This is a genomic window from Salibaculum halophilum (assembly GCF_002094885.1).
In the GTDB taxonomy this organism is placed as follows: domain Bacteria; phylum Pseudomonadota; class Alphaproteobacteria; order Rhodobacterales; family Rhodobacteraceae; genus Salibaculum; species Salibaculum halophilum.
This window is the reverse complement of record NZ_MSIT01000001.1, coordinates 152,719-170,616: the sequence shown is the minus strand read 5'-3', so window position 1 is coordinate 170,616 and position 17,898 is coordinate 152,719. Positions and strand designations below refer to the sequence as shown.

Genomic DNA, 17,898 nt, shown 5'->3' with positions numbered 1-17,898 from the left:
ATGGATTACGACGCCTACTTCCGCGCCGAACTCACGCGCCTGAAGGACGAGGGCAATTACCGTGTCTTCGCCGATCTGGAGCGGGAACGCGGCGCCTTTCCCAAGGCCCGGAACCATCTGGATGACGCCGTCCGCGACGTGACGATCTGGTGTTCCAACGATTACCTCGGCATGGGCCAGCATCCCGACGTGCTGGCGGCCATGCATGGGGCGCTCGATACCGTGGGGGCCGGGGCCGGCGGCACGCGCAACATTTCCGGCACCACGCATCATCACGTGCTGCTCGAACGTGAACTGGCCGATCTGCACGGCAAGGAGGCGGCGCTGCTGTTCACCTCGGGCTATGTGTCCAACTGGGCCACCCTGGGCACGCTCGGGGCGAAGATCCCGGGGCTGGTGATCCTCTCGGATGCGGGCAACCACGCCAGCATGATCGAGGGGATCCGCCATTCCAAGGCGCAGAAGGTCATCTGGCAGCACAACGACCTGCAGGACCTGGAGGTGCAGCTGCAGGCCCTGCCGGCGAATGCGCCCAAGCTGATCGCCTTCGAAAGCGTCTATTCCATGGATGGCGACATCGCCCCGATCCAGGAGATTTGCGACCTCGCCGACCGCTACAACGCCATGACCTATCTCGACGAGGTGCACGCGGTGGGCATGTACGGCCCGCGCGGCGGCGGCATCGCCGAGCGCGAGGGGCTGATGGACCGGCTCACGGTGATCGAGGGCACGCTGGGCAAGGCCTTCGGTGTGGTCGGCGGCTATATCGCCGCCTCAAGCGACCTGGTGGATTTCGTGCGCTCCTTTGCCAGCGGGTTCATCTTCACAACGGCGCTGCCGCCGGCGGTGGCGGCGGGGGCCTGCGCCTCGATCCGGCACCTCAAGGCCTCGTCCGCCGAACGCGACCTGCAAAAGGACAAGGTCGCGCAGGTGCGCGCCCGGCTCGACGAGATCGGCATCCCGCACATCCCGAACCCCGGTCATATCATCCCGGTGATGGTGGGCGATCCGGTCAAGTGCAAGTTCATCAGCGACACGCTGATGGACCGGTTCGGAATCTACATCCAGCCGATCAACTATCCCACCGTGCCCAAGGGTACCGAGCGGCTGCGCATCACCCCCGGGCCGGTCCACGCGCAAGCCGATATCGAGCGGCTGGTCGGGGCGCTCTGCGATCTCTGGACCCAGTGCCAGCTGGCCCGTCAGCCCCTGGCGGCGCAGTAGCGCGGAACAAATTTCCAGAAATTTGTTCGCGGGGCCGGAAAACCGGCCCCGCCGCCCGCCCGGCCGTCAGGCCGCGACGAAGCGATAGGCATCGCCCGACCTCTCGGCGCGGCCGATCCCCGGATAGGGCAGGTGGAACCCGACGACCGCCATCTGCGCGCTGGCCAGCTGGTCCAGCAGGGCCGTGCGGGTCTGCGCGCCCAACTCCGGGTCCTGGTCGGACCCGTACGGCCACTCGGGCCGTGCGAAGGCGACGTGGTCGTTGCCGATGCAATCGCCCAGCACCATGACGCTTTCATTGCCGCCGCGCAGCTCGAAGGCCATGTGGCCCGGCGTGTGGCCGAAAGTGGCGCGGGCGGCGACCCCGGGCAGGATTTCCGCGCCGTCCTCGAAGACCGTCAGCCGATCCTCCAGTGCGCCAAGGTAGCGGATCGCGCCGGCCGCAAAGGCGAGACGCGCCTCGCCGATGGTGTCGGGCGTGGCCGGGTCGAGCCAGTAGTCGCGCTCGACACGGCCGATCATGTACTCGGCCTGCGGAAAGACCAGATCGCCGAAATCGTCCTGCAGCCCCCAGAGGTGATCGGGATGGGCATGGGTAAAGACCACGTGGGTGACATCCGCGGGCGCGACGCCGAGCGCGTCCAGCGCCTGCCACAGCTTGCCCGCCGTGGGCATGAAGTTCGGCCCCGCGCCCACGTCGAAGATCACCGTGTTGGTGCCGTCGCGCATCAGCGTGATGTTGCAGTCCGGTGTCAGCTCGTTGCCGGTGATGCCGTGGCGTTCGAGGATGGCGGTGACCTTGTCCTGCGGCAACCCGCCGAACTGGAAGTCGCGCGGCAGCACCAGGTTGCCGTCGCTCAGCGTGTCAATGCGGATATCGCCCAGGGTGACCTGCGCGTGGGTCCAGCGGGGCAGGGCGGCGGCGCCGAGGGCGGCGCTGCCGGTCAAGAGCAGGGTGCGGCGATCGATGTGCATGGTGTCCTCCCGGTTTTCATATTCAATTTTCTCTATGTTAAAGCATGCCGCGCGTCACGGCAAAGCCAAACCTTTGCGGGACGCACCGGGGTGGGGGCTTGTGATTGGGGGCCGGTCGCGCTAGTGTCTCTGTGCGCGACGGGAGAACTGGCAGTGCCAGTGCCGAAGGAGCAACCGCCCCGGTAAACTCTCAGGCTTCAGGACCGCCGCGCGACAGGACTCTGGAGAGTGGTGCCACCTGCACCCGCCGAAGGGATAGCGATCTCAGGCAAACGGACAGAGGGGGCATTGATCGCGGGCCGCGCCCGCAACCAATGCCCGGGGGCCCGCCCCCGGCCCAGACATGGACCGGAGCCGGCATGGCCGACCTGAAGAAAACACCGCTTTACGACCTGCACGCCGAGTTCGGCGCGAAATTCGTGCCCTTCGCGGGCTACGAGATGCCCGTGCAATACGCTGCCGGCGTCATGAAAGAACACCTCTGGACGCGCGAGAGTGCCGGGCTGTTCGATGTCAGCCACATGGGCCAGGTGATCCTGCACGGGCCGCAGGCCGCCGCCGAGGTGGAGGCGCTCGTGCCTCAGGCGCTGCAGACGCTGAAACCGGGCCGCCAGCGCTATGCCTTTTTCACCAATGATGCGGGCGGCATCCTTGATGACCTGATGATCGCCAACCGCGGCGATGACCTGTTCGCGGTGGTCAATGCCGCCTGCAAGACGGCTGACATCGCGCACATGCGCGCGGGCCTGCCAACGACGCAGGTGCAGGAGATAACCGACCGTGCGCTGTTGGCCCTGCAAGGCCCGCGGGCCGAGGCGGCGCTGGCGCGGCTTGTGCCCGACGTCGTGGAGATGCGCTTCATGGACATTCAGACCCATGCCTCCGACTTCGGCGCGCTCTGGATATCCCGGTCGGGCTATACCGGCGAGGACGGCTTCGAGATTTCCGTGCCCGCCGACAGCGCGGCGGCGCTGGCCCGGGCCCTGCTGGCGGATGACGCGGTCGCGCCGGTGGGCCTGGGCGCTCGCGACAGCCTGCGGCTGGAGGCGGGCCTGTGCCTTTACGGGGCCGACCTTGACGAGACCACCACCCCGGTCGAAGCCAACCTGACCTGGGCAATCCAGAAGGCCCGTCGCGAAACGGGAGATTACCCCGGCTTCGCCCGTATCCGGCACCACCTCGTCGACGGCCCCGCGCGGCTGCGCGTCGGCCTGCGCCCCGAGGGCCGCGCGCCGATGCGCGCGGGCACGCCGCTTTTCGCCGACGAAGACGCGACCACCCCGGTTGGCGCTGTGACCTCGGGCGCCCATGGCCCCTCGATCGGCGCGGCGATTTCCATGGGCTACGTTGGCACGGCGCATGCCAGCCTCGGCACGCCGCTGTGGGGCGAGGTGCGCGGCAAGCGCCTGCCCGTTACCGTCTGTGACCTGCCGTTCCGGCCATCCAGCTACAAGACCTGAAGGAGACAGAGATGAAATTCACCGAGGAACATGAATGGCTGCGCGTCGAGGATGATCTTGTCGTCGTCGGCATCACCGAACACGCCTCGACCCAGCTGGGCGACGTGGTCTTCGTGGAACTGCCCGAGCCGGGCGGCGAGGTGGCCAAGGACGACGAGGTCGTTGTGATCGAGAGCGTCAAGGCGGCCTCGGACATCCTCGCCCCCGTCGATGGCGAGATCGTCGAGATCAACGAGACGCTGACCGACAACCCGGCGCTCATCAACGAGGACCCGCTGGGCGAGGCCTGGGTCTTCAAGATGAAGCTGGCCGACATGTCGGTGCTCGACGGCCTGATGGATGAGGCCGCCTACAAGGACTTCATCGGCGCGTAAGGGGCACCGCCCGCCCGCGCGCGACTTTCAACCCAAGGAAACAGGTGTTCGATGCCCTTCACCCCGACCGACTATCTTCCTTACGACTTCGCCAACCGTCGCCACATCGGGCCCTCGCCCGCCGAGATGGACGAGATGTTCAAGGTGATCGGCGTGGACAGCCTCGACCGTCTGATCGACGAAACCGTGCCGCAGGCGATCCGCCAGGCCGAGCCGCTTGATTTCGGCAAACCGATGTCCGAGCGCAAGCTGCTCAATCACATGCGCCAGGTCGCGGCCAAGAACAAGGTCCTGACCAGCCTGATCGGGCAGGGCTATCACGGCACCGTCACGCCGCCCGTGATCCAGCGCAACGTGCTGGAAAACCCCGCCTGGTACACCGCCTATACGCCTTATCAGCCCGAGATCAGCCAGGGCCGGCTCGAGGCGCTGCTGAACTTCCAGACCATGGTGGCCGATCTGACGGGCCTGGAGATCGCCAATGCCTCGCTGCTGGACGAGGCCACGGCCTGCGCCGAGGCCATGGTCATGGCCCAGCGGGTGGCCAAGTCCAAGGCTACCGGGTTCTTCGTGGACGAGAACTGCCACCCCCAGAACATCGCCGTGATGCAGACCCGTGCCGCGCCGCTGGGCATCGAGGTGATCGTCGGCGCGCCCGAGGACATGGACGCCGCCGCCGTCTTCGGGGCGATCTTCCAGTATCCGGGCACCCATGGCGGGCTGCGCGATGTCACCCCGCAGATCGAGGCGCTGCACGCGCAAAAGGCGATCGGCATCGTGAGCGCCGACCTGCTGGCGCTGACCCTGCTCAAGGAGCCGGGCGCGATGGGCGCGGACATCGCCGTGGGCAACACCCAGCGCTTCGGCGTGCCCATGGGCATGGGCGGGCCGCATGCCGCCTACTTCGCCTGCAAGACGGCCTACAAGCGTCACATGCCGGGCCGGATCGTGGGCGTCAGCGTCGACAGCCACGGCAACCAGGCCTACCGGCTGTCGCTGCAGACCCGCGAACAGCACATCCGCCGCGAAAAGGCGACCAGCAACGTCTGCACCGCGCAGGCGCTGCTGGCGGTCATGGCGTCCTTTTACGGGGTGTTCCACGGCCCCGAGGGGCTCAAGGCCATCGCGCAGCGCATCCACCGCAAGACGGTGCGGCTGGCAAAGGGCCTGGAGGAGGCCGGCTTCGAGGTCGCGCCGGGGGCGTTTTTCGACACCATCACCGTCGAGGTCGGGCCACTGCAACGGGCGGTGATGAAATCGGCCGTCGACGAGGGCCTCAACCTGCGCGCGGTGGGCGAGACGGCCATCGGCATCTCGCTGGACGAGGCCACGCGCCGGCCCGTGATCGAGAAGGTCTGGCGCGCCTTCGGCATCGACCGCAAGGATGACGACCTGACGCCCGAATATCGTGTGCCCGAAACGCTGCACCGGCGCACTGGCTACATGGATCACCCGGTGTTCCACATGAACCGCGCCGAGACCGAGATGATGCGCTACATGCGGCGCCTGTCCGACCGCGACCTGGCGCTCGACCGGGCGATGATCCCGCTGGGCTCGTGCACCATGAAGCTCAACTCGGCCGCCGAGATGATGCCGGTCAGCTGGCGCGAGTTCAGCCAGATCCACCCCTTCGCCCCGGCCGACCAGTGCGCGGGCTATGCCGAGCTGATCGCGGATCTGTCCGACAAGCTGTGCACCATCACCGGTTATGACGCGATGTCGATGCAGCCCAACGCGGGCGCGCAGGGCGAATACGCCGGTCTGCTGGCGATCATGGGCTATCACGCCGCCCGCGGCGACACCGGGCGCAAGACCTGCCTGATCCCGGTCAATGCGCACGGCACCAACGGGGCCAGCGCGCACATGTGCGGCATGGACGTGGTGGTGGTGAACTGCACCGACCGTGGCGACATCGATGTGGAGGATTTCCGCGCCAAGGCCGAGGCCGCGGGCGACACCCTCGCCGCCTGCATGATCACCTATCCCAGCACGCACGGCGTCTTCGAGGATACCGTGCGCGAGGTCTGCGAGATCACGCACGCCTTCGGCGGCCAGGTCTACCTCGATGGGGCCAACCTGAACGCCATGGTGGGCCTGTCCAAGCCGGGCGAGATCGGTGCGGACGTCAGCCACCTGAACCTGCACAAGACCTTCTGCATCCCGCACGGCGGGGGTGGCCCCGGCATGGGGCCGATCGGGGTCAAGGCACAGCTGGCGCCCTACCTCCCGGGCCATCCGCTGGCGGGCGACGGTCAGGGGCCGGTCTCGGCGGCGCCCTATGGCTCGCCCTCGATCCTGCCGATCTCCTGGGCCTATGTGCTGATGATGGGCGGCAAGGGGCTGACCCAGGCGACCCGTGTGGCGATCCTCAACGCCAACTACATCGCCAAGCGGCTGGAAGGCGCCTATGACGTCCTGTTTTCGGGCGACAAGGGCCATGTCGCGCACGAATGCATCATCGACACCCGGCCCTTCGCCGAGGTCGGCGTGACGGTCGATGACATCGCCAAGCGCCTGATGGACTGCGGTTTTCACGCGCCGACCATGTCCTGGCCGGTGGCCGGCACGCTGATGGTGGAACCCACCGAGAGCGAGACCAAGGCCGAGCTGGACCGGTTCTGCGACGCCATGCTGGGCATCCGCGAGGAGATCCGCAAGGTCGCCGCGGGCGACTGGCCGCAGGACAACAACCCGCTGAAACACGCGCCGCACACCATGCAGGACATGGTCAAGGATGACTGGGACCGGCCCTATTCGCGGCAGGTGGCCTGTTTTCCGGCGGGCAGTTTCCAGGTGGACAAGTACTGGGCGCCGGTGGGCCGGGTCGACAATGTCTATGGCGACCGCAACCTGGTGTGCACCTGTCCGCCGCTGGCCGATTACCGCGAGGCGGCGGAATAGCCGCGGCCCGCGCGCCGGGCCGGCCCCGGGGGCAGGGCACCCTCGGGGCCGGGCCTCAGTGCTTGGTCTTTTCCTCTGGCACTGCGGTTTCCTGCGGCGGCGGGTCGTCGTAGGGGGCCCAGCCGTAGCGGCGGTCGGTCTCGGGCAGGTCCTGGGGCCGCACGTTGCGAGTGATATAGGTCTTGGCGACGAAATTCGCCGTGATCGGCGCGGTCAGGAACAAGAACAGCGTGATCAGTAGCTCGTGGAACGACAGCGTTTCCTTGACCAGCAGGAAATAGAGCATCGAGGCGATCAGCACGCCGCCCACCCCCAGCGTCGTCGCCTTGGTCGGCGCGTGCAGGCGCTGCATGCTGTCGTGCAGCTTGATCAGCCCGAAAGAGCCGACAAGCCCGAAAATGCCGGCGACGACCAGGAAGAAACTGATGGTGATTTCAGCGATTAGGGACATGCCGGCCTCATTCGATGATGTCGCCGCGCAGCACGAAGCGGCAATAAGCGACGGTTGACACGAAACCGACCATGGCGACCAGCATTGCGGCCTCGTAATACATGGCCGTGCCGCGGTAGATGCCGTAGAGGATCAGCAGCGCGATGGCATTGATGACCATCGTGTCGAGCGCCAGGAGGCGGTCGGCGGCGTCCGGCCCGGTGCTGATGCGCCAGAGGTTGAACAGGAAGCCCAGTCCGAAACAGCCGAAGGCGAAGACAAGCGCGGCGGTGATCATTCGAAAATCTCCATCAGGCGACGTTCGTAGCGGGCCTTGATCTGGTCGCGCACGGCGTCCGGGTCATCCGTATGCAGGCAGTGAACGAGGATCGCGCCGGCATCGGCCGACAGCGACGCCGAGACGGTGCCCGGCGTCATGGTGATGGTCCCGGCCAGAACGGTGATCGCCTCGGCCGAGGTCAGTTGCAGCGGCACGGTGATCCAGCGCGAGGTGATGGCCGCGTTGCGCTTGAACAGGATGATCAGCGCCACCTGGACATTGGCGACCACGATGTCCCAGAGTACGACGAGGATGTACTCGATCACCTTCACGGGGCGCCGGATGCGCGGCCGGTCGGGCCAATAGGGAGAGGTCAGCAGCGGCACGATCAATCCGAAGATGCTGCCCAGGATCAGGTTGCCCAGGGTCACGGTGTTGACCAGGCCCAGCCAGACAAGGACCAGCGTCAGGCTCAGCAGCGGATGCGGAAGAAGGCGTGACACCATGGATCAGGACCCCCCGCTCGTGCCCAGCACGACGCCGATATAGCCCGCCCGGTCGAAGATCTGGCCGCTCGTGGCCTCGAGATAGCCGGCCAGCGGCCCGGCAAAGATGGCAAGCGCCCCGAGGATGCCGACCGTGACGAGGACGGGGGCCACCTGCATGGGGCCGGCGGCCCCGGTCGCGGCCGCGGTCCCGCGTCCCTCGGGGTCGGGGGCAGGGGCCTTCGCGGTCGATTTCCAGAACAGCACGCTGCCCGCGCGGGCGAAGCCGACGATCGTCACCAGCGACCCCGCCAAGATCGCCGCCCAGGCCCAGCCGATCACGCCGGGCGCGCGCAGCGCGTCCATGACCAGCAGCTTGCCCAGAAAGCCCGACAGGGGCGGCATCCCGGCCATGGCGACGGCGGCGGCAAAGAACAGCGCGGCCAACAGCCCGTTCTGCGCGCTGGCAGGCAGGGTGGTGGTCAGCGTGTCGTTGCCCCCGCGCTGGGCCATCACCAGGTCGGCCACCAGGAACAGCGCGGCGGCGGCAAAGGTCGAATGCACCAGATAGTAAAGCCCGGCGGTCAGCGCCGCGGGGGCAAAGGCCGACACCGCCAGCATCAGCGTGCCCATCGAGCCCAGCACCGAGAAGGCGATCAGCGGTCCCAGCCGCCGCGCGCCCAGCACGCCCGCGGCCCCGATGGCCAGCGTGATGACGGCCGCCGGGAACAGCCAGTCGCCGGCCAGCCCCTCGGTCGCCTCGGCGCCGGGGCCGAAGACGGTGGTGTGGATGCGGATAATCGAATAGGCCCCGACCTTGGTCATGATGGCGAACAGTGCGGCGACCGGCGCGGGCGCGTTGGAATAGGCCCCGGGCAGCCAGAACTGCACCGGAAACAGCGCGGCCTTGACCGCGAAGACCACCAGCAGCAGCATCGTGGCCAGGCGCACCAGCGCGGCCTCTTCCAACGGGATCTGCGGGACCTCCTGGGCCAGGTCGGCCATGTTAAGCGTGCCGGTGGTGGCATAGAGCACCCCCAGCGCGAACAGAAACAGCGTCGAACCGGCCAAATTGATGACGACGTATTGCAGGCCCGCGCGCATCCTGTCGCGCCCGCCGCCGTGGATCATCAGCCCGTAGGAGGCAATCAGCAGGATCTCGAAGAAGACGAAGAGGTTGAAGACGTCGCCGGTCAGGAAGGCGCCGCAGATGCCCATGAGCTGGAACTGGAAAAGGGCGTGGAAATGCCGCCCGCGGGCATCCCAGCCGGTGGCGCTGGCATGGGCCAGCACGATCAGCGCCAGCACCGCCGTCAGCAGCACCATGAGCGCCGAGAGCCGGTCCAGCACCAGCACGATCCCGAAGGGCGCGGGCCAGTCGCCCAGGCGGTAGACGCTCGTCTCGCCGCCCGCGGCCTGGACCACCAGCCCCAGAGCGATGGCCAGCACCGCCAGCGCCCCGGCCAGCGAGAAGACCCGCGCGAGGCGGATGTCGTGGCGCATGACGAAGCCGATGACCGGGGCGAGAAGGGCCGGCAGGATGACCGGCGCGATGATCCAGTGGCTCATGTCGCGTCCCCTTCGCCGTCGTCGTCCGGCATCGGGGCGTTCTCGGACCGGCCCAGGTTGATGCGGTCACTGTCGGATTCCAGGAAGGACCCCAGCGCGACCATGACCAGCACCGCCGTCATCCCGAAGGAGATGACGATCGCCGTCAGCACCAGTGCCTGCGGCAGCGGGTCGGTATAGCTCGCCTCGCCGTAGGGCGACAGGATCGGCGGCATGTCCGTGGTCAGCTTGCCGGCCGAAAACAGGAACACGTTGACCGCGTAGGACAGCAGCGCCAGCCCCAGGATCACAGGGAAGGCGCGCAGGCGCATCACCAGGTAGACCCCGGCGGCGGTCAGCACGCCCACGGCGCTGGCGACGATCATCTCCATGTCAGGCCTCCTCCTCGCGCTTGTCCTCGCGCACCACGGGGTCGTAGTCCATAGGTTCCAGGTTGACGGTCTCGCCGGCGTGGCGGGCCAGCCGCGACAGGCTGTAGAGCATCAGCATCACCGCCCCCAGCACGGCCAGGAAGACGCCGAGGTCGAAGGCCATGGCGGTGGCCAGCTCGAACTCCTCGATGGGCGGCCAGTGGACGTAGCCGAAGGCGCTGGTCAGGAAGGGCTTGCCGGCCAGCCAGGCGCCCGCGCCGGTCAGCCCGGCGATGAGGACGCCCCAGCCGATCATGGTGTGATACTTGATCCGCTGGCGGTTCTGCGTCCAGGCAAAGCCCGAGGCCATGTATTGCATCAGCAGCGCGATCGAGACGACAAGCCCCGCCACGAAGCCGCCGCCGGGCTGGTTATGGCCGCGCAGGAAGATGTAGATGCCCACCATCAGCGCGATGGGCATCATTACGCGGGTGGCGACCACCATCATCAGCGGGTGGCGGTCGCGCGAGCGGTCCTGCGACAGTTCCATGGCGCGCAGCCGCCGCGCGGCCGGGCCGTTCAGCAGGGTCTCCATGACCGCGTAGATGATCAGCCCGGCGATGCCCAACACGATGATCTCGCCGTAGGTGTCGTAGCCGCGGAAATCCACGAGGATGACGTTGACGACGTTGGTGCCGCCGCCGCCCTCGTAGGAATTGGCAAGGTGATAGTCCGAGATCGTGTCGACGTCGCGCCGCATGAAGGTGTAGGCCACCGCCGCCACGGCGCCCCCCGCGGCCGTGGCGATGGCGCCGTCGCGCAGGCGCAGGCCGGGGCCGCTCTCGGCCGGGGTTTCCTTTGGCAGGAAGTGCAGCGCGATCAGCAGCAGCATGATGGTGACCGTCTCGACCGAGATCTGGGTCAGCGCCAGGTCCGGGGCCGACAGGAAGACGAAGCCCGAGGCGATCATCAGGCCGATCACCCCGATCAGCACAAGCGCGCGGAACCGGTGGCGGTGCATCACCACGACCAGGGCCGTGGCGCCGATCAGCAGCAGCCAGCCGACCCAGACAATCGGATCGACGGGAAGGGGCGCACGGTTGGCGGGGGCCAGGCCGCCGCCGGTGAAGGCCGCCAGCCCCAGCGCGATCGAGGCCGCGACGAAGATTGCCAGATACCGGCTGATCTGACCGGTGAACAGGCGGTCGGTCACGCCCCGGGTCAGGGTGACCGCGGCGCCGATCAGCGCGTCGAAGATCACCTTGGCCTCGGGGCGCGGCGCGGCAATCCAGGCGCGGTCCAGCGGGCGGTGCAGCAAAAGCAGGACGGCGCCGCCGATCACCGCGATGACCGACATGTAAAGCGCCGGGGTCAGCCCGTGCCAAAGCTTGAGGTGCGCGTGCTGTTCCACGCCGGTGACGGCCCCGGCGGCGACATTGACCAGCGGTTCGGCCAGATGCGGCAGCACCCCGATGACCACCACCGGCACGCAGAGCAGCGCCGGCGCGGCCCACATGCCGAAGGGCGGGTCATGCGGCTTGGCCGGGTAGTCGTCGCGCACCGGCCCGCCGAAGACATGGAAGATGAAGCGCAGCGAATAAGCCACCGAGAAGAGCGCCCCCAGCGTGGCCAGCGCGGGCACGATCCAGGGATTGTCATACCAGACCGTATGCGCGGCCTCTTCCAGCATCTTTTCCTTGGAAATGAAGCCGTTGAACATCGGTATCCCGGCCATGGACAGCGCCGCAACGGTGCCGATGACTGTCGTGACCGGCATGAGCCGGGCCAGCCCACCCAGCCGCTTGATGTCGCGGGTATGCGCCTCGTGATCGACGATGCCGGCCGTCATGAAGAGCGCGGCCTTGAACGTCAGGTGGTTGATGATGTGAAAGGTCGCGGCGATGGCTGCGGCCTCGGTGCCGAAGCCCAGCAGCATGGTCAGCAGGCCCAGGTGGCTGACGGTCGAGAAGGCCAGCAGCGCCTTGAGATCATCCTTGAACAGCGCGATCACCGCGCCCAGCACCATGGTGATCAGGCCCACGGTTGCAACGATGTAGAACCAGGCCTCGGTGCCGGCCAGCGTGGGCCACATCCGCGCCAGCAGGAAGACCCCCGCCTTCACCATGGTGGCCGAGTGCAGGTAGGCCGACACCGGCGTCGGCGCGGCCATGGCGTGGGGCAGCCAGAAATGGAAGGGGAACTGCGCCGACTTGGTGAAGGCGCCCAGCAGGATCAGGATCAGTGCGGGCATGTACCACTCATGCGCCCGGATCTGGTCGCCTGCGGCGAGGATGTCGGTCAGGTTGTAGCTGCCCACGATGTTGCCGAGGATCAGCATGCCGCCGATCATCGCCAGCCCGCCCGCGCCGGTCACGGCCAGCGCCATGCGCGCGCCCTGGCGCCCCTCGGGCAGGTGCTTCCAATAGCCGATCAGCAGGAAGGACGACAGCGAGGTCAGCTCCCAGAAGATCAGCAGAAGCAGAATGTTGTCGGACAGCACGATGCCCAGCATCGCACCCTGGAACAGCAGCAGGTAGGTGTAGAACTGCCCCATCGGATCTTCGCCCGACAGGTAGAACCGCGCATAGAGCGTGATCAGCAGCCCCACGCCGAGGATCATCCCCGCGAACAGCAGCCCCAACCCGTCGAGGAAGAACGAGGCCGATAGCCCGAGTTGCGGCAGCCATTGCAACTCGTACTGGATCACCTCGCCGCGCATGACGCCGGGGGCCAGCACTATCAGCATGGTCAGGGCAAGGGCCGTCGGAATGGCGGTGAAACTGGCGCAGGCATTGCGCCCGGCCCGGATCATCAGCCCCGGTATCAGGGCCCCGGCAAAGGGCAACAGCGCAATGATGATCAGAAAGACGTTTCCCTCGCTCATCGGCCGGCCTGCCCCCTGCGCGTTGTTTCGTTCCCCGAGATATGCTGCAATTGCGCGGCCGATGCAATTGAATCCCGACGGAAATGACTACCCCCACCGCGCGGGCCGTAGCGCTGCTCAGGGCCGCCAGGACAGAAAATTGGCGATCAGGCGCAGGCCGGTGGCCTGGCTCTTTTCCGGGTGGAACTGGGTGCCGACGATGGTGTCGCGGCCCACGACCGCGGTGACCGGTCCGCCGTAGTCCACATGCGCGATCAGGTGGCCGGGGTCGGCGACCCGCATCGCCCAGCTGTGGACGAAATAGGCGTGATCGCCCTGGTCCAGCCCGGCCAGTACCGGGTGCGCGCGGTCCACCCGCAGGTCGTTCCAGCCCATGTGCGGCACCGGCAGGGCGGGATCGTCGGGGGTGATCCGGCAAATCTCGCCCGGAATCCAGCCGAAGCCGGGCGTTTCGCTGTATTCATGGCCCGTCGTCGCCAGCATCTGCATGCCCACGCAGATACCGAGGAAGGGCACGGCGCGGGTCTCGACGGCCTCGGTCACCGCCTCGGCCATGCCCGACAGGCCGAACAACTGGTCGCGGCAATGGGGAAAGGCCCCGTCGCCGGGCAGCACCACGCGGTCGGCCCGGCGCACCGTGTCGGGGTCCGAGGTGACGACGACATCGCCCGCGCCCACCTCGCGCGCCATGCGCTCGAAGGCTTTCTGAGCCGAGTGCAGATTGCCGCTGTCGTAGTCGATCAGCGCGGTGGTCACAGCGCCCCCTTGGTCGAGGGGATGGCATCGCCCTTGCGCGGGTCCGGTTCCACCGCCTGCCGCAGGGCGCGCGCGACGGCCTTGAAGGCGGCCTCGGCGATGTGGTGGCTGTTGAACCCGTGCAGCCGGTTGATGTGCAGCGTGATGCCGCCGTGCGTGGCCAGCGCCTGGAAGAACTCGCGCACGAGCTCTGTGTCGAAGGTGCCGATCCGCTCGGCGGGCAGGTTCAGATTGCAGACCAGGTAGGGCCGGCCCGACAGGTCCAGCGCGCAGCGCACCTGCGCGTCGTCCATGGCCAGGTGACATTCCCCGTAGCGGGAGATGCCACGCTTGTCGCCCAGCGCCTGCACCAGCGCCTGGCCAAGCGCGATGCCGCAGTCCTCGACCGTGTGGTGCGCGTCGATGTGCAGATCGCCCGTCGCCTGCACCGACATGTCGATCAGCGCATGTCGCGACAACTGGTCGAGCATGTGGTCGAAGAACCCCACGCCGGTGCGGTTGTCATACTGGCCGGTCCCGTCGAGGTCGATCTCGACGGTGATCCCGGTCTCGGCGGTCGTGCGGCTGATCGCGGCCTTGCGCATTGCGGCGGCGCCTTTCAGGTTCTGGTTATGGTGCTTATAGGGCCTCCGGGAGCCTCCGCCAACCAAGTAGTATCGCTGCCTCAGGTGGCTTTTGCGACCCGCTTGGCCATGTAGAGCGCTTCCAGTTCCGGCACATCGAGCGAGCTCTCCAGATCGTCCCGGTCATAACCCAGGGAAACCGCGCGATCAACGACGGTGCGATGCAGGGCCTCGTTTCTTAGTTCTATTCCCGCCTTCAGTCGCCCGCTGTGCTGGTCATAAGGATCGGATGTCAGGCCGGTAATGGGGCGGCCCATGATCGTGGCCGCGATGCCATCCAGCGCCCCTTTATCGCCCGAGAACAGCTCCTCGAACCGGAACAACCCTCGAAAGCCGGGTTTGTCATGGGCGCCCTGTACGTGGGCGTTGATCTCGAGCCAACTGTAGAGGGCTTTCTCGAAGGGGGTGAAGTCGTCATAGGTCTCGGCGAATTCGCCGTGGATGACCTTGCGGTCGGTGCCGCGGATGAAACAGGTTCGCGTTCGCATGTCCTCGCGTCCGGCAAAGGCCCCGTGGGTCAGGGTGGATGCCGCGACGTGGAAAGGATTCCGTACCAGGTGAATGAATTCGAACCGGTCGCCGAAACGGGCTTCGAGGTAGTCCAGCCAGGCGAAGGTGGGCCAGCCCACGTCGACATACCGCCGTCCGGCGGAAAGGTGCTCCTCGACCTCGAAGAATTTGCGCTGGATGTGCAGGTTTCGGCCCAGCGTCTCGTAGAGCTTGTTGGGTTTGCGATAGCCCAGGCGCGGGCGATAGCGGGGCCCGATGGGCTCGTGTTCGACCACGACGTCCCCCGCCCGGTCCTCGAGGGCATGGGCCAGGAACTGCGTCGCACAGCGCCCGGTCGACATCACGAACATGGCCTTGGTCATATGCAACTCCTGTCTGCTGCGCGCGGCACCCGTTTCTTCTTGTAGCGCCTTTCGGATGCGTGGACCAGCGCCCCCGGTCCCCGTTGCATGCGGCCCGCGCCGGAGCGTGACCGCGCGGCGACATCGCATTGCCCCTGGCGCGCGCCCGTGCCAGCCTGCGCCGAAACCGCAAGGACCCGCGCCATGACAACCTGTGTCTTCGTCCAGATCCGCTGCCGCCCCGGCACCACCTACCGCGTGGCCGATGCCATCGCGTTCCGCGAAATCCACTCCGAGCTCTACTCGACGTCGGGCGAGTGGGACCTGCTGATGAAGCTCTACGTTCCCGAAACCGCCGACGTCGGGCATTATATCAACGAGAACCTGCTCGACATCGATGGCATCGAACGCAGCCTGACGACCCTGACATTCAAGGCCTTCTGATGCTGCTCGACGGGCTTCGGGACGTCCCGCCGGGCAAGCTGGCCGCGGTGGTCACGCACCTGCAGATGGTCCAGCGCCCCGCGCCGCGGCCCGTGCCACCGGTCGCGGCCGACCTGGTGGCCCATGACCGCCCCGACCCGGCCTGGTATCGCGCGCTGTTCACCCGCGTGGGGCGCGACTGGTTGTGGTTCTCGCGGCTGAGCCTGGAGGACGCGGCGCTGGGGGCCATCCTGCACGACCCCGACGTGCAGGTCTTTTCGCTGCGGCAGGGCGGGCAGGACCTTGGCCTGCTGGAGCTTGACTTCCGCGTGGCCGGCGCCTGCGAACTGGCCTATTTCGGGCTGGCGGCGCAGCTGCAGGGGCAGGGGGCCGGGCGCTGGCTGATGGAGCGGGCGCTGGACCTGGCCTGGGCCGGGTCGATCACCCGGTTCCATGTCCATACCTGCAGCCTCGACAGCCCCGCCGCGCTGGCCTTCTACATCCGCTCGGGCTTCACGCCGTATGCCCGCCAGGTCGAGGTGGCCGACGATCCGCGCCTGACCGGGGTCCTGCCACGCGATGCCGCGCCGCAGGTGCCGATCCTGTAGGCCTCAGGCGAGGAACTCGGTCAGCGTGGCGCGCAGCGCGTCCCAGTCGGTGAACTCGTGTTCCGCCGCCTCGGCGTCGAAGTCCTTGCCCTTCAGCACCACGTGCTGGACGACCTGGGTAGCGAAATAGTCGTATTTCGGCGTCTGCACGGCCCCGGCCACCAGCGCGCTGGCATCGGGGGTGAAGCCGGTGCGCATCTGCATCTCGGTCAGGTAGTCCTGCGCCTCGTCCCGGCCCTCGGGGAAGGCGGCGTTCATGCTGACGGACAGCATCAGGGTTTGCCGAGCGGCCAACTCGTTCTTGCTGGCGGTCAGGAAAAGCTCGAATTCCTGCGGGTGGCGCCGCTCGTGGACGGGGGCGGCCAGGATCACCTTTTCGGCGTCGTCCAGCGGGACCTCGACCGTCGGATCCGACATGTCGACGGGTTGCGGCGTCTTGCCGGAGCCGCGCACCACCTCGGCGACAAAATCGGCGACCTTGCGGGTCTGCCCCTCGATGGATTGAAAGAGGATGGGGACGGTCATGGCGGACCTCGTCATTCGTTGCATCCGGGGCGGCGCGCGCACGCCAATCACCGCCGGTGGAAGTTTAGCCCGCCGGGCAGGCGTCAGACAAGCGCGCCGGCGCTCTGCTGCCGCTCAGGCGTCGGCGGTAGCGTCCGGGGCGCGGCCGCCGGTGGTCCAGTTCATGGCGCGATCCTTGATCCGGGCGAACTTGCGCGAAGCCCCGTCGAGCCTCGCCTCCCAGTCGGGGTTTGGCGTCTGACCGTCGATGATGGTGAAAAAGGCCTGCAGCAGGCAGGCGATGGCGAAGGGCTCGATCAGCGCGGCCTTGACCGCCCAGGCAAAGACGAAGGCAAAGACCAGCCCGCCGGCCGACCACGCGCCCGGGATGAGGTAGACGACCAGGGCCGCCGGGGCCAGCATGACCAGGAAGACGAGGATCGACAGCCCGTAGGTGAACAGCGTCAGCCAGGCCGCGTTGCGCAGCATCGGCCCGCCGTTCTGGCCGTAAAGCACCAGCGCCTCGCGCGCGCTGTCCCAGGGGTTCTCGGCCCGGGTGCGGATACCGTGGGCCAGGATGACCTCGTCGATCAGGCCAACCGCCAGGCGCAGGTAGGCCCGCACAACGCCCATGATCCGGTCCAGCCCGGGGACCGGCAGGAAATTCATCAGGCCCTGCACCAGCCCGGTAATGGCCCGGATCACGCCCTTGACCAGCTGATCCACCGCGAAGAGGACCGAGGCCTCGCCGAAGCGCGCGGTCACGATGTCCTTTGCGTAGGAGATCTGCCCCTTGCCTCGCGGCAGGTCTCGCCCGTCGATCATCTCGACCATGACGGCGATGTGGCCGGCCTTGACCACGTAAAGCAGGTATTCGCGCAGGAAGTAGATCACCCCCGCGGTCAGGCCGAAGCCGGCGATCCCGCCATAGAACGTCGATCCGGCGCGGAACTCTTCGTCGCCTAAATTGCCGATTCCCCAGCCGATCCCGGCGCCGGTGCCAGTGACCAGAACATAGGCCAGCGCGATGCCGAAATAGACCGCCATGCGGAACACGAGGAACGGCGTTGTCGCGCGCATGATGCCCATGGCGCGGCTCATGGAGAAATCCCACATCCGTCGGCCCCCTGGACGATGACTGTGCGACAGCATGGCGCGCCAGAGGCCCCGCGGCAACCCCGGAGTCCGCACTTGCCGGTCG

The 17,898-nt window shown here is 67.4% G+C and carries 18 protein-coding genes and 1 riboswitch; of the genes, 6 read left to right on the top strand and 12 right to left on the bottom strand.

Annotated elements, in window-relative coordinates:
* Entirely contained in the window at positions 1-1,224 is a 1,224-nt protein-coding gene (gene hemA, locus BU124_RS00805; RefSeq protein ID WP_084860535.1) for a 5-aminolevulinate synthase, read from the top strand.
* A gap of 66 nt (positions 1,225-1,290) precedes the next feature.
* Here the strand turns inward: hemA and BU124_RS00800 are convergent, their stop codons facing one another.
* Positions 1,291-2,199 carry an MBL fold metallo-hydrolase gene (locus BU124_RS00800; RefSeq protein ID WP_084860534.1) on the bottom strand — a complete coding sequence of 303 codons (909 nt, stop codon included), beginning with the start codon at positions 2,197-2,199 and terminating at the stop codon, positions 1,291-1,293.
* A gap of 129 nt (positions 2,200-2,328) precedes the next feature.
* A riboswitch (glycine riboswitch) is annotated at positions 2,329-2,415 on the top strand.
* A 143-nt stretch (positions 2,416-2,558) separates the two neighbouring features.
* Between BU124_RS00800 and gcvT the strand changes: the two genes are divergently transcribed.
* The 3 genes from gcvT to gcvP are packed head-to-tail and all read left to right on the top strand — an operon-like array spanning position 2,559 to position 6,934.
* Entirely contained in the window at positions 2,559-3,659 is a 1,101-nt protein-coding gene (gcvT, locus tag BU124_RS00795; protein ID WP_084860533.1) for a glycine cleavage system aminomethyltransferase GcvT, read from the top strand.
* Between the two features lie 11 nt (positions 3,660-3,670).
* Positions 3,671-4,033 carry a glycine cleavage system protein GcvH gene (gcvH, locus tag BU124_RS00790; protein ID WP_084860532.1) on the top strand — a complete coding sequence of 121 codons (363 nt, stop codon included), beginning with the start codon at positions 3,671-3,673 and terminating at the stop codon, positions 4,031-4,033.
* A 51-nt stretch (positions 4,034-4,084) separates the two neighbouring features.
* Positions 4,085-6,934 (top strand): aminomethyl-transferring glycine dehydrogenase, encoded by a 2,850-nt coding sequence (gene gcvP, locus BU124_RS00785; RefSeq protein WP_084860531.1) that lies wholly within the window; start codon positions 4,085-4,087, stop codon positions 6,932-6,934.
* Positions 6,935-6,989: 55 nt separating this feature from the next.
* Here the strand turns inward: gcvP and BU124_RS00780 are convergent, their stop codons facing one another.
* The 9 genes from BU124_RS00780 to BU124_RS00740 form a co-directional block, all read right to left on the bottom strand.
* Positions 6,990-7,385, bottom strand: coding sequence for a Na+/H+ antiporter subunit G (locus BU124_RS00780; protein WP_084860530.1), 396 nt, complete (start codon positions 7,383-7,385; stop codon positions 6,990-6,992).
* A gap of 7 nt (positions 7,386-7,392) precedes the next feature.
* On the bottom strand, positions 7,393-7,662 hold the full coding sequence (locus BU124_RS00775) for a K+/H+ antiporter subunit F (RefSeq protein WP_084860529.1): 270 nt from the start codon (positions 7,660-7,662) through the stop codon (positions 7,393-7,395).
* The gene (locus tag BU124_RS00770) at positions 7,659-8,150 is read right to left on the bottom strand and encodes a Na+/H+ antiporter subunit E (protein ID WP_084860528.1); all 492 of its coding nucleotides are present in this window, start codon (positions 8,148-8,150) and stop codon (positions 7,659-7,661) included. The genes BU124_RS00775 and BU124_RS00770 overlap by 4 nt, the downstream gene beginning before the upstream one ends.
* Before the next feature lie 3 nt (positions 8,151-8,153).
* A complete protein-coding gene (locus BU124_RS00765; RefSeq protein ID WP_084860527.1) occupies positions 8,154-9,698 on the bottom strand; it encodes a monovalent cation/H+ antiporter subunit D in 1,545 nt (514 codons plus the stop codon).
* Positions 9,695-10,069 (bottom strand): Na+/H+ antiporter subunit C, encoded by a 375-nt coding sequence (locus BU124_RS00760; protein ID WP_084860526.1) that lies wholly within the window; start codon positions 10,067-10,069, stop codon positions 9,695-9,697. Before BU124_RS00760 ends, BU124_RS00765 begins: the two co-directional genes overlap by 4 nt.
* Before the next feature lies 1 nt (position 10,070).
* Positions 10,071-12,932, bottom strand: a complete 2,862-nt coding sequence (locus tag BU124_RS00755; protein WP_084860525.1) for a monovalent cation/H+ antiporter subunit A — start codon at positions 12,930-12,932, stop codon at positions 10,071-10,073.
* Positions 12,933-13,049: 117 nt separating this feature from the next.
* Positions 13,050-13,688 carry an imidazole glycerol phosphate synthase subunit HisH gene (hisH, locus tag BU124_RS00750; RefSeq protein WP_084860524.1) on the bottom strand — a complete coding sequence of 213 codons (639 nt, stop codon included), beginning with the start codon at positions 13,686-13,688 and terminating at the stop codon, positions 13,050-13,052.
* Entirely contained in the window at positions 13,685-14,272 is a 588-nt protein-coding gene (gene hisB / locus BU124_RS00745) for an imidazoleglycerol-phosphate dehydratase HisB (RefSeq protein WP_084860523.1), read from the bottom strand. Before hisB ends, hisH begins: the two co-directional genes overlap by 4 nt.
* Before the next feature lie 80 nt (positions 14,273-14,352).
* Positions 14,353-15,183, bottom strand: coding sequence for a hypothetical protein (locus BU124_RS00740; protein WP_084860522.1), 831 nt, complete (start codon positions 15,181-15,183; stop codon positions 14,353-14,355).
* Between the two features lie 183 nt (positions 15,184-15,366).
* Here BU124_RS00740 and BU124_RS00735 point away from each other — a divergent pair, with 183 nt between their 5' ends.
* Both BU124_RS00735 and BU124_RS00730 read left to right on the top strand, forming a co-directional pair.
* Positions 15,367-15,606 carry an Lrp/AsnC family transcriptional regulator gene (locus tag BU124_RS00735; protein WP_084860521.1) on the top strand — a complete coding sequence of 80 codons (240 nt, stop codon included), beginning with the start codon at positions 15,367-15,369 and terminating at the stop codon, positions 15,604-15,606.
* On the top strand, positions 15,606-16,193 hold the full coding sequence (locus tag BU124_RS00730; protein ID WP_084860520.1) for a GNAT family N-acetyltransferase: 588 nt from the start codon (positions 15,606-15,608) through the stop codon (positions 16,191-16,193). Before BU124_RS00735 ends, BU124_RS00730 begins: the two co-directional genes overlap by 1 nt.
* A gap of 3 nt (positions 16,194-16,196) precedes the next feature.
* Here the strand turns inward: BU124_RS00730 and BU124_RS00725 are convergent, their stop codons facing one another.
* Positions 16,197-16,718 (bottom strand): flavodoxin domain-containing protein, encoded by a 522-nt coding sequence (locus BU124_RS00725; RefSeq protein ID WP_084860519.1) that lies wholly within the window; start codon positions 16,716-16,718, stop codon positions 16,197-16,199.
* A 114-nt stretch (positions 16,719-16,832) separates the two neighbouring features.
* On the bottom strand, positions 16,833-17,813 hold the full coding sequence (locus BU124_RS00720) for a hypothetical protein (protein WP_084860518.1): 981 nt from the start codon (positions 17,811-17,813) through the stop codon (positions 16,833-16,835).
* Positions 17,814-17,898 lie beyond the last annotated feature (85 nt).